This window comes from Streptomyces sp. CB02056 (assembly GCF_001905545.1).
Taxonomy (GTDB): domain Bacteria; phylum Actinomycetota; class Actinomycetes; order Streptomycetales; family Streptomycetaceae; genus Kitasatospora.
This window is the reverse complement of sequence record NZ_LIPD01000022.1, coordinates 16,020-30,759: the sequence shown is the minus strand read 5'-3', so window position 1 is coordinate 30,759 and position 14,740 is coordinate 16,020. Positions and strand designations below refer to the sequence as shown.

Here is a 14,740-nt window from a genome sequence, read left to right as displayed (position 1 = left end):
CATCATGCGTGTACTGTTCGCCGGCGCACCCGGCCTGGGCCACCTGTTCCCACTGGTCCCGCTGGCCAGGGCGATGCGCGAGCTCGGCCACGAGGTCGCGGTGGCCTCGATGGACGGCGGCGAAGGGGTCGCCGCGTCCGGGCTGCCGTACCTGCCCATCGCACCCGGGGTCGACTGGCGCAAGGAGATCAGGGAGGCCGGCCGCACCCGGCGGCCCGACCTGATGCGGCGGGTGGTCGAGAGCAACTCGGCCGACCGCGAGGCCTTCGTCCCGCTGGCCGCCCACGTCAACAGCCGGGTCGCCGACGAGACGGTCGAACTCGCCGCGCAGTGGCGGCCGGACCTGGTGGTGTACGAGTACCAGTTCCCGGTGGCCCTGCTCGCGGCGACCCGCCTCGGCGTGCCCGCCGTCCAGCACGACCTGGGATTCGCCCGCACCCCGAAGCTGCGCGCGCTGATGCTCGCCGAAATGGCGGACACCTTCGCCCGGCACGGAATCGACCGGCTGCCCGACCCGGCGGACACCATCGACCTCGCGCCGCCCAGCATGGCCGGCGACGAGCGGTACGGCACCTCGATGCGGCCCGTCGCCTACAACGGCGAAGGCGAACTCCCCGCCCAGCTGGCCGCACCCGCACACCGCCCGCGCATCGCGGTGACGCTGGGCACCGTCCCGCCCAAGACCGACGGCCTCACCAGGATCGAGCGGGTCATCGCGGCAGCCGCCGACATCGACGCCGAGTTCGTCCTCGCCACCGGCGACCTCGACCTCGGCACGCTCGGCAGCCTGCCGGACAACGTCCGCCCGTACGGCTGGGTCCCCTGGCAGGCCCTGCTGTCGACCTGCGCCGCCGCCATCCACCACGGCGGCAGCAGCACCGCCCTCGGCGCACTCGACGCGGGCATCCCCCAGCTGGTCCTGCCCGACGGCTCCGACCGCTTCATCACCGCGGCCGCCGTCCACCAGCGCGGAGCCGGCCTCAGCGCGACCGCCGAGGAGATCACCCCGGCCCTGCTCCACCGCCTCCTCACCGACGACACCCTGACCCGCGCCGCCCGCGAAGTCAGCACCGAAATCGCGGCGATGCCCAGCCCGACCGCCGTGGCGGAGCACCTCATCACCCTCGCCCACCCCACCCCCTGAGCCACCCCACCCGGCAACTCCCGAGAGCCTGCCCCGAGATCCCCACACCAGTTGGCCGCCGTGCCACAGGGGCCCACTCGGTCAGCACCGAGACGCCACAATGAGAGCCCCCCGGCACGCGCCGGGGGGCTCCTTTCTGCGCGGGCCTACCAGGTAGGGGAACAACCCCCGCGAGCGCGGGGCCGACCCTCGTCGGCCGGATCGGCGGTGACTGCTGATGGAGCAACCCCCGCGAGCGCGGGGTCGACGCCGCGGGCAGGGTCGCCCCGGACCTGACCCGGGAGCAACCCCCGCGAGCGCGGGGCCGACGCCTCAATGCGCGTCAGCCTGTCCTTGATTTCAGAGCAACCCCCGCGAGTGCGGGGCCGACGAACTGACCGACATCGCCTACCTCGACGTCGCGGAGCAACCCCCGCGAGCGCGGGGCCGACCGGGCGTAGAGCAGCACGCGGGCGCCGGCCAGGGAGCAACCCCCGCGAGTGCGGGGCCGACACACAGACCTCGGCGACGCCGACCTACTCCACGGAGCAACCCCCGCGAGCGCGGGGCCGACGGCAGGCTGATGCTCCACAGGCCGGTGCCGCCGGAGTAACCCCCGCGAGCGCGGGGCCGACCTGGACATCTCCCTGCACTACGGCATCGACCAGGAGCAACCCCCGCGCGCGCGGGGCCGACAGGCGGGCCTGCGCAAGCGCATCCGGGACATCAGAGCAACTCCCGCGAGCGCGGGGCCGACAACCCCGGATCCGGGGCCTACAGCCCGGCGACGGAGCAACCCCCGCGAGCGCGGGGCCGACGCCGCCGCCTCCCGGGTGGCCGGGTCGTCGCTCGAGCAACCCCCGCGAGTGCGGGGCCGACCCCGAGCCGCCGACCGTCGGCATGCCGGACGCGGAGCAATCCCCGCGAGTGCGGGGCCGACTGACAACAGACAACACCTGGTCAACCACTGGCGGAGCAATCCCCGCGAGTACGGGGCCGACTATCCGCCGAGCGGACCGAACAGCGGCGCCCCGGAGCAATCCCCGCGAGTGCGGGGCCGACCTGGAGCCGATCCCGGGGATCAAGCCGGGCTGGGAGCAATCCCCGCGAGTGCGGGGCCGACTGGGCGAGCGCGGTCATCGCGGACAGGGCCGGCGAGCAATCCCCGCGAGTGCGGGGCCGACGCGACCGCGCTCGGCGGCTGGACCAGCTTCACCGAGCAATCCCCGCGAGTGCGGGGCCGACAGGGTCCAGATTCCGCCGGCGGCGGCGAACAAGGAGCAATCCCCGCGAGTGCGGGGCCGACCCCGCCAAAGCCCCGCCCAACCCTCACCGCGAGGAGCAATCCCCGCGAGTGCGGGGCCGACTCTGACCGACTCCCTCGGATTCCACCGCTACCGGAGCAATCCCCGCGAGTGCGGGGCCGACACTTCCTGACCTGCGGTGATCTGCGTCAACTGGCGCCGGTTGATTCAGTTCGATTCGGTTGGTTTCCCAGAGCAGACCTCATGCGCCGCTCGTTGTCTTTGTGAATCCAGGGTGGATTGTCAGTGCCTCGATCTACGCTCCGAAGCGTACTCGGACATGGAGGTCGAGGCATGGTCGATGACCGCTAGCAGTGGTACCAGGCGGCAGCAGCACCACCCTTGGCACACTCGATGCGGGCATCCCCCAGCTGGTCCTGCCCGACGGCTCCGACCGCTTCATCACCGCGGCCGCCGTCCACCAGCGCGGAGCCGGCCTCAGTGCGACCGCCGAGGAGATCACCCCGGCCCTGCTCCACCGCCTCCTCACCGACGACACCCTGACCCGCGCCGCCCGCGAGGTCAGCACCGAAATCGCGGCGATGCCCAGCCCGACCACCGTGGCGTCTCACCTCATCACCCTCGCCCACCCCACCACCTGAGCCACCCCACTCGGCAACTCTCGAGGGCCTGCCCCGAGATCCCCACACCAGTTGGCCGCCGTGCGACAGGGGCCCACTCGGTCAGCATTGAGACGCCACGTTGAGAGCCCCCCGGTACGCACCGGGGGGCTCCCTTCTGCGCGGGCCTACCAGGTAGGGGAACAACCCCCGCAGCGCGGGGCCGACGTGAGCCACTACCAGCACCGCCAGCGGGTGACGGGGCAACCCCCGCGAGCGCGGGGCCGACTCGTCGCAGAGGGGGCGGAGCCACTCCCGGTCGGAGCAACCCCCGCGAGCGCGGGACCGACAATTGGTCCCACACCGGGGACGACAGTTCAAGTGAGCAACCCCCGCGAGCGCGGGGCCGACATCATTGACAGCACCGAAAAGATCTTGTCGGCGGAGCAACCCCCGCGAGCGCGGGGCCGACTACCTGGCCGTCCAGGACTCGGTGGCCGCCGCGGAGCAACCCCCGCGAGCGCGGGGCCGACAGGACATGGACGAGCTTCGGCGCCTGGCCCAGGGAGCAATCCCCGCGAGCGCGGGGCCGACCCCGAACTCCTCGTCATCGACGGCGACTTCGTCGAGCAATCCCCGCGAGCGCGGGGCCGACACCTTGAGGATCTCGTTGGCCGCGGGCGCCACGGAGCAATCCCCGCGAGCGCGGGGCCGACGGCTGCGAGGGCATGCCGTTCCTGGTCGGCTGGGAGCAATCCCCGCGAGCGCGGGGCCGACGACGGCACCTGCCGGGAATGCGGCGAACCGCAGGAGCAATCCCCGCGAGCGCGGGGCCGACGCGGGGCAGCAGGGGGAAGACGTGCCAGCCGCGGAGCAATCCCCGCGAGCGCGGGGCCGACCAGGTGTTGGCTTCGGCGTCTACAAGCTTGTAGGAGCAATCCCCGCGAGCGCGGGGCCGACGGCGAAGCCGGGACGAATACGGCCGAACAGCCGGAGCAATCCCCGCGAGCGCGGGGCCGACCCATGGGGCTAGCCCCAGTTCAGGGGGCTGGGGGAGCAATCCCCGCGAGCGCGGGGCCGACTGCGCTTGGCCGCTTCAGCGGCGGCCTTCTCCGGAGCAATCCCCGCGAGCGCGGGGCCGACTCTGGGTAGGGGTGAACCCAGGGCCGCCGCGCGGAGCAATCCCCGCGAGCGCGGGGCCGACGGCGGCGGACTCGGCCTCGAACGCGGCCGTGCGGAGCAATCCCCGCGAGCGCGGGGCCGACAGGGGAAGCCGCCCGATCACGAGCCCGGAGTAGGAGCAATCCCCGCGAGCGCGGGGCCGACAAGCCGGGCGCCGTCGGCCAGCGCGTCATCGCGGAGCAATCCCCGCGAGCGCGGGGCCGACACTTCCTGACCTGCAGTGATCTGCGTCAACCGGCGCTGATTGATTCAGTTCGATTCGGTTGGATTCCCACAACAGACCTCATCCGCCGATCGTTGTCTATTTGTGAATCCAAGGTGGATTGTCAGTGCCTCGATCTACGCTCCGAAGCGTACTCGGACATGGAGGTCGAGGCATGGTCGATGACCGCTGGCAGTGGTACCAGGCGGCAGCAGCACCACCCTTGGCACACTCGATGCGGGCATCCCCCAGCTGGTCCTGCCCGACGACTCCGACCGCTTCATCACCGCGGCCGCCGTCCACCAGCGCGGAGCCGGCCTCAGCGCGACCGCCGAGGAGATCACCCCGGCCCTGCTCCACCGCCTCCTCACCGACGACGCCCTGACCCGCGCCGCCCGCGAGGTCAGCACCGAAATCGCGGCGATGCCCAGCCCGACCACCGCGGCGGAGTACCTCACCACCCTCGCCCGCCCCACTCCCTGAGCCACCCCGCCCGGCACCGGGCGCCGACCGATCCGGGGGCCCCGCCCGTCACCGGACGGTCCGTCAGACCAGCCCCAGGTGCAGCGGCAGGTGGTTCAGCTCCCAGCCGACCGGGCGGTCGCCGGGGATCAGGGTGCCGGGGTCCGCCGCGAGCGACAGTCCGGGGTAGCGGTCGAGGAGCCGCCCGAAGGCGATGGCCGCTTCCAGCCTGGCCAGCGCCGCGCCCAGGCAGAAGTGGATGCCGTACCCGAACGAGAGGTGGTGGTCGGCCTGGGCGGCCCGCTTCCGGGTCAGGTCGAGCCGCTCGGCGCGGTCGTGGTGCCGCAGGTCGAGGTTGGCGGCGTCGAGGTGGGGGTGGACGGCCTCGCCCCTGCGGATGTGCACGCCCCGCAGGACGAGGTCGCGGTCGGCGTACCGCAGGCGCGCGGAGGGCACCGGGCCGCACCAGCGCAGCAGTTCCTCGACGGCGTGCGGCAGCAGCGTGCGGTCCCGGCGCAGCAGGGCGAGCTGGTCGGGGTGGGTGAGCAGGGCCAGGGTGCCGTTGGCGATCAGGTGGGCGGTGGTCTCGTGGCCGGCCAGGACGAGGATGAGGGTCATGCTGACCATCTCGTCCTCGCTCATCGCCGCGTTGGAGAGGCCGCCGTCCGGGCCGCTGTCCGGGCCGACGTTCGCGCTGTCGTCTCGCGCCTGGAGCATCCCGCTGATGAGGTCGTTGCCGGGTTCCGCGCGGCGGCGGTCGATCAGCTCCCGGACGTGCCGGACCAGGGCGGGTGTTGCCGTCCGCAGCCGTTCGGTGTGGCCGGCCGTCAGGTTCCGGCTCCAGTCGGACCAGAGGTGCCGGTCGGGCTCCGGGACGCCGACCAGTTCGCAGATGACGGCGACCGGCAGCGGGTAGGCGAAGTGCTCGACGAGGTCGACGACGCCGAACTCGTCACGGTGGTCGGGCAGTTCGTCGAGCAGCCGGTCGGTGATCAGCTCGATCGACGGGGCGAGGAGTTGGATGCGGCGGGCGGTGAACTCGTGGGACACCAGCTGACGCAGGCGGGTGTGGCGCGGGGGGTCCAAGTCGACGATGGCGTTGAGGAAGTAGTGGTGTGTCTCCGGCGGCAGCCCGAGCGCGGTCAGGCCGGCGATGCGCGGGTCGGGGGAGCCGTCGGCGGCGAGGGTGGAGGGTGCGCTGGTCAGGCGGGGGTCGGTGAGGACGTCGCGGACCTCGGCGAAGCCGGACACCACCCAGCCCATGGTTCCGTCGGGCATCCGGCTCTCGCGGACCGGACATCCGCCGGCGTGCTCGGCGGGTCCGGGTGCTGCTACGAGTGCCGGTGGTGCTGCCGCCTGGTCGTTCGGCATCGTGGGTCGTCCCTTTCGGGTGCGGACCGGCACCTCGGGCACCGGTCGGGGCTCTCTGAGGCGGTCGGGCATCTCTGCGGCGGAGGGTTCCCGGGAGACGAGGGACCCCCGGGGCCCGGTCCCGCCGGCCTCTCACAGGTGGAGCGGGAGGCGGGTGAGTCGGCGGCCCACGCCCGGCACGTGGACGCGTTCCAGCCGGTCCGGGGCGACGGCCAGCCGGAGGCCGGGGAACCGGGCGGTCAGCGCGCCGAGCAGGACCTGCGTCCCCAGGCGGACGAGGGCGGCGCCGAGGCAGAAGTGGGCGCCGTGGCCGAGGGCGACGTGGTCGTCCTGTGCGTCCTGGTAGCGGGTGATGTCGAGCCGGTCGGCGTCGGGGTGGTACCGGCGGTCGCGGTTGGCGCCGAGGAGGGAGAGGACGACGGCCTCGCCGGCCCGGATGCGGGTGCCGTACAGGTCGATGTCCTGAGCGGCGAAGCGCGGCCGGGTCGCCGGGACGGAGCCGCCCCAGCGCAGCAGCTCCGTCACGGCGGAGGGGAGCAGGACGGGCTCGTCGCGCAGCAGTTCCAGCTGGTCGGGGTGGGCGAGCAGGGCGGCGAGGCCGTTGGCGAGGAAGTAGGCGGTGTTCTCGTAGCCGACGTTGGTCACCAGCATCGTCATCGTGACGATGTCCCGTTCCGGGAGAGGAGGTTCACCGTCCGGGGAGGGCGTCACCATCGCGCTGATGAGGTCGTCGCCGGGGGTGCGCCGACGCTCCTCGATCAGCGCGAGCACGTGGTCCACGAGGGCGGGCGCGGAGTCGCGGACGAGGTCGGTGTCCAGGCCGTTGAGGTCGTCCGCCCAACGGCGCCACAGCGGGCGGTCCTGTTCGGGAATGCCCACCATCTCGCAGATCACCGTGATCGAGAGGGGGAAGGCGACCTCCTCGATGAAGTCGACACTGCCGTCGGCGGCCGCCCGTCCGGGCAGCTCGCTCAGGAGCCGGTCGGTGATCTGCTCCACCCGGGGCCGCAACGCGTGGATGCGGCGCGCGGTGAAGTGCGGCGTGACCGCCTTGCGCAGCCGGGTGTGGTCGGGCGCGTCGAGGTCCAGCAGGGCGCGCAGCAGGTACTGGTTCATCCGCTCCGGCAGGCCGAGCCACCGGATCTGCGCCATGCGGGGGTCCTCGCCGGCGAACCCCGGCACGGAGAGCGGGGACTGCACCAGCCGCGGGTCCCCGAGCCCGGCCCGGACGTCGTCGAACCGGGTGATCATCCACGCCGGCAGCCCGCCGGGCAGGGTGATCCGCACGACGGGCGCCTGCTCCCGCAGCCCGCCGAGCACGTCCTCGGGCAGCTCCGGGCACTGCGGATCGAAGATCAACGGGCAGGCGGAGAACTCCGGTTGGCCGGGCGCGGGGGAGTTACCGTCGGAAACCTCGCGCGGATTCGCCGGGCTGGTGGTCATGACGCACCCCACTCTGTGAACGCACTGCTCATGCCCCCTGCAACTCCTACCCGCCGGGATCGGTCACGGCCTCGTCCCCCGCAGGCGTGACGCCTGGACACCGCCTTGCCCGCGCACGCCGAAGCCCGCCGCGGAGTCCGGACGAAGTCCCCCATCGCCACGACGGACCGGGGCCGCCGGCCGCAACGCACACCAGCGCGGAGCCGGCCTCAGCACGAAACAGCGGCTACCCGGATCCAGGGCAGCCCCCGCGAGCGCGGGGCCGACTGCCGCCAGTCCGCCCTCTTGAGTGCGTACTTGGAGCAACCCCCGCGAGCGCGGGGCCGACAACCACTACGTCGATCGCTCCGGCATCCTCACCGAGCAACCCCCGCGAGCGCGTGGCCGACCGGACTACCCCGGCATCAGCGATCCCGACCGGGGAGCAACCCCCGCGAGCGCGGGGCCGACTTCGCGCAACCGCTCCGGCCGCCACCCGATACGGAGCAACCCCCGCGAGCGCGGGGCCGACAAGCACCCGCCCAGGCCGCCGCAGAGGGTGCTGGAGCAACCCCCGCGAGCGCGGGGCCGATCCTCGAGGTGTCCAGGTCCTCGCCTTCGGTGTGGAGCAACCCCCGCGAGCGCGTGGCCGATGTGCGGAACAGCCGGGCGGGGGCGGCCGGGTGGGAGCAACCCCCGCGAGCGCGGGGCCGACAGGCTGGTCGGCATGCCAGCGGTGGGCGGCTCGGAGCAACCCCCCGCGAGCGCGGGGCCGACGGTGACCACCTGCTGGTAGGCGGGGGCCGGGCGGAGCAACCCCCGCGAGCGCGGGGCCGACTCGGCCATCAACTGCTGGAACGACACAACGCCGGAGCAACCCCCGCGAGCGCGGGGCCGACCGCTCGCCGTCGTCCTGGACGGCCTGAGCACAGGAGCAACCCCCGCGAGCGCGGGGCCGACGTCCGGTAGGTGTCCGCTGGCAGCAGGTAGCGGGAGCAACCCCCGCGAGCGCGGGGCCGACGACGACAGCGACATCCTGATCTCCGGCGCCGAGGAGCAACCCCCGCGAGCGCGGGGCCGACCGCGTCCACGGCCTGGTCGAGGTGGTGGGCGAGGAGCAACCCCCGCGAGCGCGGGGCCGACATGCCCGCCACCGTCCGGGCCGTCCGCCGGGGGGAGCAACCCCCGCGAGCGCGGGGCCGACCTCACCCACGCCTTCATCTCGCAGGAGGCCGCGGAGCAACCCCCGCGAGCGCGGGGCCGACTCCCCGTACGCGACCCGCACAACGACGCTGCTGGAGCAACCCCCGCGAGCGCGGGGCCGACAGACCGTGCGGATGTGGCGTGTGCGTGGCGAGGGAGCAACCCCCGCGAGCGCGGGGCCGACTGGTTGGGGGGCCGTTACCACCCCGGTCTGACAGAGCAACCCCCGCGAGCGCGGGGCCGACACTTCCTGACCTGCGGTGATCTGCGTCAACTGGCGCCGGTTGATTCAGTTTGATTCGGTTGGCTTCCCATAGCAGACCTCATGCGCCGATCGTTGTCTCTTCGTGAATCCAGGGTGGATTGTCAGTGCCCCGACCTAGGCTCCGAAGCGTACTCGGACATGGAGGTCGAGGCGATGGTCGATGACCGCTGGCAGTGGTACCCGCCTGAGGTAGAGGGCTGGTTGGGTGCCCTGTGGGGCAAGTCTGCCGGGCGGGCCGGAGGGACGGCCAACCTGTTGTTGTCGCACATGCTGGACACCGCTGCCGTGGCGGAGATCGTCTGGGACCGATACCTGCCCCCGGTGACGCGGCGGCGTCTGGACGCCGTCGCGGGCGGGCCGGGCAAGGGGCGACGGCTGTTCGCCTGGCTGTGCGGGATCCATGACTGCGGCAAGGCCACCCCGGTGTTCCAGTGCCTCGACCCCGCTGGCGAGGCCGCGGTCCGCCAGGCGGGCCTGAGCTGGGACAAGTACGCGGTGAAGGGGGTGTCCTGGCGGCACGACAAAGCCGGTGCCCGCGTGTTGAGGGCGCTGCTCACCGAAGCGACGTGGTCGAAGGAGCAGGTCGGTTGGGTCTGGCCGCTGGTCGCCGGCCACCACGGTCTGGTCCCGACCCTGGGGCAGCTGAGCCCGCCGAAGAGGAACGAGAGGCTGCAGGGAAACAGCCGGCCCTGGAAGCTCGCGCAGTCGGCGCTGGTGGAGGTCTTCTCCCGGGAGCTCGGCTACGAGGGCGAGGCGCCGCTTGCCGCCGTCGAACCTCTGGAGGTGCCGAGCCGAGCGGTGCAGCTCCAGCTGGCCGGCTTCGTGGTGATGGCGGACTGGATCGCCAGCGACGAGCGGCACTTCACGGGCGTGTCGGATCTGGCGAGGGTGACGATGCCGCAGGCGCGGCAGCGGGCTGCGGCAGCGTGGGCGCGGCTCGGACTGCGTGGTGGGTGGGGAGCGCTGCCACTGCCCGGTCCGGAGGCGTTCCGGGACCGTTTCGGCCACGGGCCCAGGCCTTCGCAGGAGTTGGTCCTTGACGTGGTGCGCCGGATGGGCGGGCCGGGCCTGGTGATCGTCGAGGCTCCGATGGGGGAGGGGAAGACGAAGGCGGCGCTGGCGGCGGCCGAGCTGATGGCCGCCCGTCACGGCGCGGACGGAGTGTTCCTGGGCATGCCGACCCAGGCGACCGCGGACCCGATGTTCACCCAGGTCCGGTCGTGGCTGCGCGAGGTCGGCGACGGCCTGGAGGACCAGGTCGCGCTGCTGCACGGCAAGCGTATGGTCAACAAGCAGTGGCGCGCCCTCCTGGAGGGCACCGGTGAGTGGGGGCAGGACGCCGACTCCTACTACTCGTCCGTGGGGGAAGACGAGTTCGGGATGTCGACCGACTGCTTCGACGGCTGCGAGGGCGGGGAGCGCAGGGTCCCCGCCGAGTGGTTCCTGGGCCGTCGCCGAGGTCTGCTGAGCCCGTTCGCGGTCGGCACCATCGACCAGCTCCTGTACGCCGCGACCCGCACCAAGCACGTGATGCTGCGTACGGCCGGCCTGATGGGCAAGGTCGTGATCCTCGACGAGGTCCATGCCGCCGACGTCTACATGTCGCAGTTCCTGCTGGAGGGCCTGTGGTGGCTCGGACAGGCCGGCGTGCCGGTGGTGTTGCTCTCGGCGACTCTGCCGCCCGAGCAGCGGCGTGATCTGGCCGCTGCCTACCTGGCCGGCACGCAGTCCGCGGAGGCCCCGGCGGCGCCGGAGCTTCCCGAGCCGCAGGGCTATCCGAGCGTGACGGCGGTCTGGCCGGGGCGGGACGGGCAGCCAGAGGTTCTCGTGGAGAGCACCGAGTCATGGCGCCACGATCTCCAGGTACGGATCGAAGTGCTCCACGAGCAGCCGGCGACCGATGCCCAGGCCGCGGACGACGACACCGGGCCGGCGGACGCCGCCGTGACCGACTACCTGCGGGAGCGGCTGACCGACGGCGGATGCGTGCTGATCATCCGCAACACCGTGGCCCGCGCCCAGGCCACGTTCGACGCCCTCCACAAGGAGTACGGCGCCGACGTGCGGCTCCTGCATGCCCGCCTGCACGCAGGCCACCGGGCCGACCGCACCCAGGAGGTGCTGGAACTCCTCGGCCCGCCGAGAGAAGGATCCGACCGCCCCGGCAGGCTGATCGTCGTCGCCACCCAACTCGCGGAGCAGTCCTTCGACGTCGACGCCGACCTGCTGATCACCGACCTCGCGCCCATGGACCTGCTCCTCCAGCGCATCGGCCGCCTCCACCGCCACGACGGCGTCAAGCGCCCCCACGCGCTGTCCCAGCCCACCGTCGTCGTCACCGGCATCGGCCTCGACGGCGACAGGGCGCCGTACATCCTGCGGGCCTCCGAGGGGATCTACGGCCGCTACCTCCTGCTGCGCACGGCCGCCGAGGTCGGGCGGGCGGCGACGTCCGACGAAGGCGCATGGAGCATCCCTGGCCAGGTGCCGGACCTGGTCGCCCGGGTCTACGGCACGGACCCGGTCGTCCCGGCGGCCTGGGCCGAGGCCGAGGCGCAGGGCTGGCAGGAGTGGGAGGAACGGCAGACCGAGCGTCGAGCGAAGGCTGCCGGGTACCTGCTGACCCGTGCCGGTGAGCACGGGGCCCAGACGCTAGCGGGTCTGCACTACGGCGCCCTCGGCAAGCTGGCCGAGGGGCAGTTCGAGGCGCTCGTCCGGGACGGCGACCCGAGCGCGGAGGTCGTCCTGGTGCGCCGTCTCGGGGAGGACGACGTCCGAGCAGTGACGGGCCGAAGCCTCGGCCCGAACGGCGAGGTCGCGGCGGAGGTGGTGGACGACGTGCTCTCCGGCACGGTACGCCTTCCCGCCAGGCTGACCGAAGCGGCCGAGCAGGCGCTCGGTCCGCTGTCGGGCTGGCGGGACCATCCATGGCTGCGCCACAGCCTGGCCCTGGAGCTCGACGGACAGGGCGAAGCGGTCATTGGCGACTTCCGGCTGCGCTACGACGACCTGCTCGGCCTCGTGGTGAGCGGAGGAAGACCGTACCGATAGCGGGGTGTGTGGGCAGGAGAGACAGAGTGCCGCTCCGCCCACACGACTCCAAACCCGCGAACGCGGGGCCTACTTGCAGCCGGGACCGGCTCGCAGACAGAGCCAGGGGCCATCCCCGCGCACAAGATCCTGCGGGGCCGAGGAGCAATTCAAGCATTCGCCCTACAGCAGACCTTCACCGATGCCACGATGAATCAGCGGCGAGCTAGACAGAGCCAGTTGGGAGACCAGTGCGTGCCTGGGTACAACCTTGTCGATGAACCGTGGCTGGCGGTGCGCCCCGTCGGCGGCGGGCCTCCCGTGGAGCTGGGGATCGCCGAGGCCCTGGCCCGGGCCCACGAACTGGAGGGCCTCGTCGTCGAGTTCTCGACCCAGCTGCCGGCCGTCCTGCGCCAGGTCCTGCTGCCCGTCGTCGCCCACGCCACTGGCGCACCCGCGACCCTCCGGAACAAGGGCGACCGGCTCGCGCAGAAGGACGGGTTCACACAGGACGAACTGGACAGGCTCCAGGCCCACTTCGACAAGCACCGCGCGCAGTTCGACCTCTTCGACCCGGTCTCCCCCTTCGCGCAGGTCGCCGGACTGCGGACCGCCAAGGACGAGACGAAGGGCTCCGCCGCCCTGGTGGCGACCGCGGCGAGCGGCAACAACGTCCCGCTGTTCGCCAACCGCAGCGACGCGGACCCGCTCGACCTGACGCCGGCCCAGGCCGCCCACTGGCTCCTGAACGCCCACTGCTGGGACACCGCCGCCATCAAGACCGGCGTCGTCGGTGACGACCAGGTCAAGGCGGGCAAGACCACGGGCAACCCGACCGGCCCGCTCGGCCAGCTCGGCGTCATCGTCCCCACCGGGCGCACCCTGTACGAGACCCTCCTGCTGAACCTCCCCATCACCCCGCCCGAGGTCCTCGGCGTCCCGCAGTGGATGCGCGGCCCGCACGAACCCGCCTGGAAGCCCCGTAAAGCCGAGGGCCTCCTCGATCTGTGGACGTGGCAGGCGCGGCGGATCCGCCTCATCCCGCACCAGGACGAGACCGGTCGGCCGAGGGTTGCGCGGGTGGTCGTCAGCGCCGGTGACCGGCTCACGCCGATGTCCGAGCAAGAGCCGCACACCGCCTGGGCGTTCACCGCGCCCGCCAAGAAGCCCGCCGCCGCCCTGCCCGAGCGCAGGCCGCGCCGCCACACCCAGGGCAAGGCCGCCTGGCGCGGCCTGGACGCCCTCCTCGCGCCCACCCGCCAGAGCTCCGACGGCGCCTTCGAGACCAGCGTTCTGCTCGACGAGGTCAGCGCCCTGCGGGAGGACGGCCGGCTCCCCGCCGACTACCCGCTGCAGGTCGAGACCTTCGGCATGGTCTACGGCACCCAGTCCGCCATCGTCGAGGACGTCATCCACGACGCCATCCCCCTGCCCCTGCTCGCCCTCCACCAGGACAGCGAGGCCCACCAGCTCCTCCTGGACGTGGCCGAGCAGGCGGAGCAGCTCGCGAAGGCCGTCAACAACCTCTCCGCTGACCTGCGCCGGGCCGCCGGCGCCGACCCCATCCCCTGGGACAAGGGCCAGCGCCCCGGCGACCTCCTCCTGCACACCCTCGACCCCCTGGTGCGCCGTCTGCTCGCGGGCGTCCGCGACGCCGGAGCCGACGACGAGGTCCTGGAGCGGGGCAGGCTCGCCTGGGAGGAAGTCGCCCACCACCGCGCACGGGACGCGGCGAACGAACTCCTGCTGGCCGCCCCGGCCACCACCTTCACGGGCCGCACCGTCACCCCGGCAGGCAAGTCGGGCAAGTCGCAGACCTACAAGCTCGGCACCGCCGGCGCCAACTTCCGGCACCGGCTCGACGAGATCCTTCCCCGGTACGCCGACGCCGTCCGGGAAGCGGCCGCCGCCCGCGCCGCCGGGACCGGACGCGCCCTCGAACCCGATCCCGCCCCTGGAGCGGACCTTGACGACTGAGCACACCACCACCGCCAAGCAGCGCCGGTACTGGGACGAGCACACCGCCCCCGACCACACCTGGCGACTCGACCCCCGCACCAAGCAGCCGCGCCGACCCCCCGGCGAGGACCTCGCGGCCATGCGCTCCGGCCTCGGCCGCCCCGTCATGGACAGCCCCAAGATGTGGCCGCTCTACAGCTGCGAGGTCAACGACGTCCTCGCCCTGCGCGACGAGGTCTCCGACGAGCAGAAGGCCGAGCACGCCGCCCTCGCCCTCTACGGCCTGCACCAGCAGAGCCAGTCCAGGCCGATGCACCGCCGCGGCGTCAAGCTCGGCGAGGCCCTGCGGGCGCTGCGCCGCAGCGGCAAGTTCAGCGAGGAGGCGCTCGACACCCGCGTCGCCCAACTCGCCGGTGCCACCAGCGTCTCCGCGCTGCTGGTCCACCTGCGCGGTCTGGTCACCCAGCTGCGCACCGTCGGACAGCCGCTGGACTACGACCACCTGATGGCCGACATCCAGGCCTGGCACCACACCGACCGGCGCCCGCAGGTCCGCCTCAAGTGGGCCGTCGGCTACCAGGCTTGGAAGGACAAGGCACCCGCCGACTGATCGCCCGCCGACCGATCGCCCGCCGACCTACGCCCGGACCGCCACCT

The 14,740-nt window shown here is 72.9% G+C and carries 8 protein-coding genes and 2 CRISPR repeat arrays; of the genes, 6 read left to right on the top strand and 2 right to left on the bottom strand.

Annotated features, from left to right (window positions below; translation table 11 throughout):
* The first annotated feature begins 4 nt into the window (after positions 1 to 4).
* The 3 genes from AMK13_RS37360 (at position 5) to AMK13_RS37350 (ending at position 4,854) form a co-directional block, all read left to right on the top strand.
* Positions 5 to 1,144: a nucleotide disphospho-sugar-binding domain-containing protein gene (locus AMK13_RS37360; protein WP_074006015.1), complete on the top strand. Its 1,140-nt coding sequence runs from the start codon at positions 5 to 7 to the stop codon at positions 1,142 to 1,144.
* 1,597 nt (positions 1,145 to 2,741) lie between these two features.
* On the top strand, positions 2,742 to 3,029 hold the full coding sequence (locus AMK13_RS37355; RefSeq protein WP_074006014.1) for a glycosyltransferase: 288 nt from the start codon (positions 2,742 to 2,744) through the stop codon (positions 3,027 to 3,029).
* Positions 3,030 to 3,246: 217 nt separating this feature from the next.
* A CRISPR array of direct repeats spans positions 3,247 to 4,374; the repeat unit is 29 nt; unit sequence GGAGCAATCCCCGCGAGCGCGGGGCCGAC.
* 192 nt (positions 4,375 to 4,566) lie between these two features.
* Positions 4,567 to 4,854: a glycosyltransferase gene (locus AMK13_RS37350; protein WP_074006013.1), complete on the top strand. Its 288-nt coding sequence runs from the start codon at positions 4,567 to 4,569 to the stop codon at positions 4,852 to 4,854.
* A 63-nt stretch (positions 4,855 to 4,917) separates the two neighbouring features.
* Here the strand turns inward: AMK13_RS37350 and AMK13_RS37345 are convergent, their stop codons facing one another.
* Complete coding sequence (locus tag AMK13_RS37345; RefSeq protein WP_158077793.1) at positions 4,918 to 6,111, bottom strand: cytochrome P450 family protein; 1,194 nt, start codon at positions 6,109 to 6,111, stop codon at positions 4,918 to 4,920.
* 225 nt (positions 6,112 to 6,336) lie between these two features.
* A complete protein-coding gene (locus tag AMK13_RS37340; protein ID WP_079272870.1) occupies positions 6,337 to 7,647 on the bottom strand; it encodes a cytochrome P450 family protein in 1,311 nt (436 codons plus the stop codon).
* Positions 7,648 to 7,885: 238 nt separating this feature from the next.
* Positions 7,886 to 9,074: a CRISPR direct-repeat array (repeat unit 29 nt; unit sequence GGAGCAACCCCCGCGAGCGCGGGGCCGAC).
* Between the two features lie 158 nt (positions 9,075 to 9,232).
* Between AMK13_RS37340 and AMK13_RS37335 the strand changes: the two genes are divergently transcribed.
* The 3 genes from AMK13_RS37335 to casB all read left to right on the top strand — a co-directional run bounded on the left by AMK13_RS37335 (position 9,233) and on the right by casB (position 14,693).
* On the top strand, positions 9,233 to 12,145 hold the full coding sequence (locus tag AMK13_RS37335; protein WP_074006068.1) for a CRISPR-associated helicase/endonuclease Cas3: 2,913 nt from the start codon (positions 9,233 to 9,235) through the stop codon (positions 12,143 to 12,145).
* 234 nt (positions 12,146 to 12,379) lie between these two features.
* A complete protein-coding gene (casA, locus tag AMK13_RS37330; protein ID WP_079272869.1) occupies positions 12,380 to 14,101 on the top strand; it encodes a type I-E CRISPR-associated protein Cse1/CasA in 1,722 nt (573 codons plus the stop codon).
* Positions 14,091 to 14,693, top strand: a complete 603-nt coding sequence (gene casB / locus AMK13_RS37325) for a type I-E CRISPR-associated protein Cse2/CasB (protein ID WP_074006010.1) — start codon at positions 14,091 to 14,093, stop codon at positions 14,691 to 14,693. Before casA ends, casB begins: the two co-directional genes overlap by 11 nt.
* Positions 14,694 to 14,740: the final 47 nt, after the last annotated feature.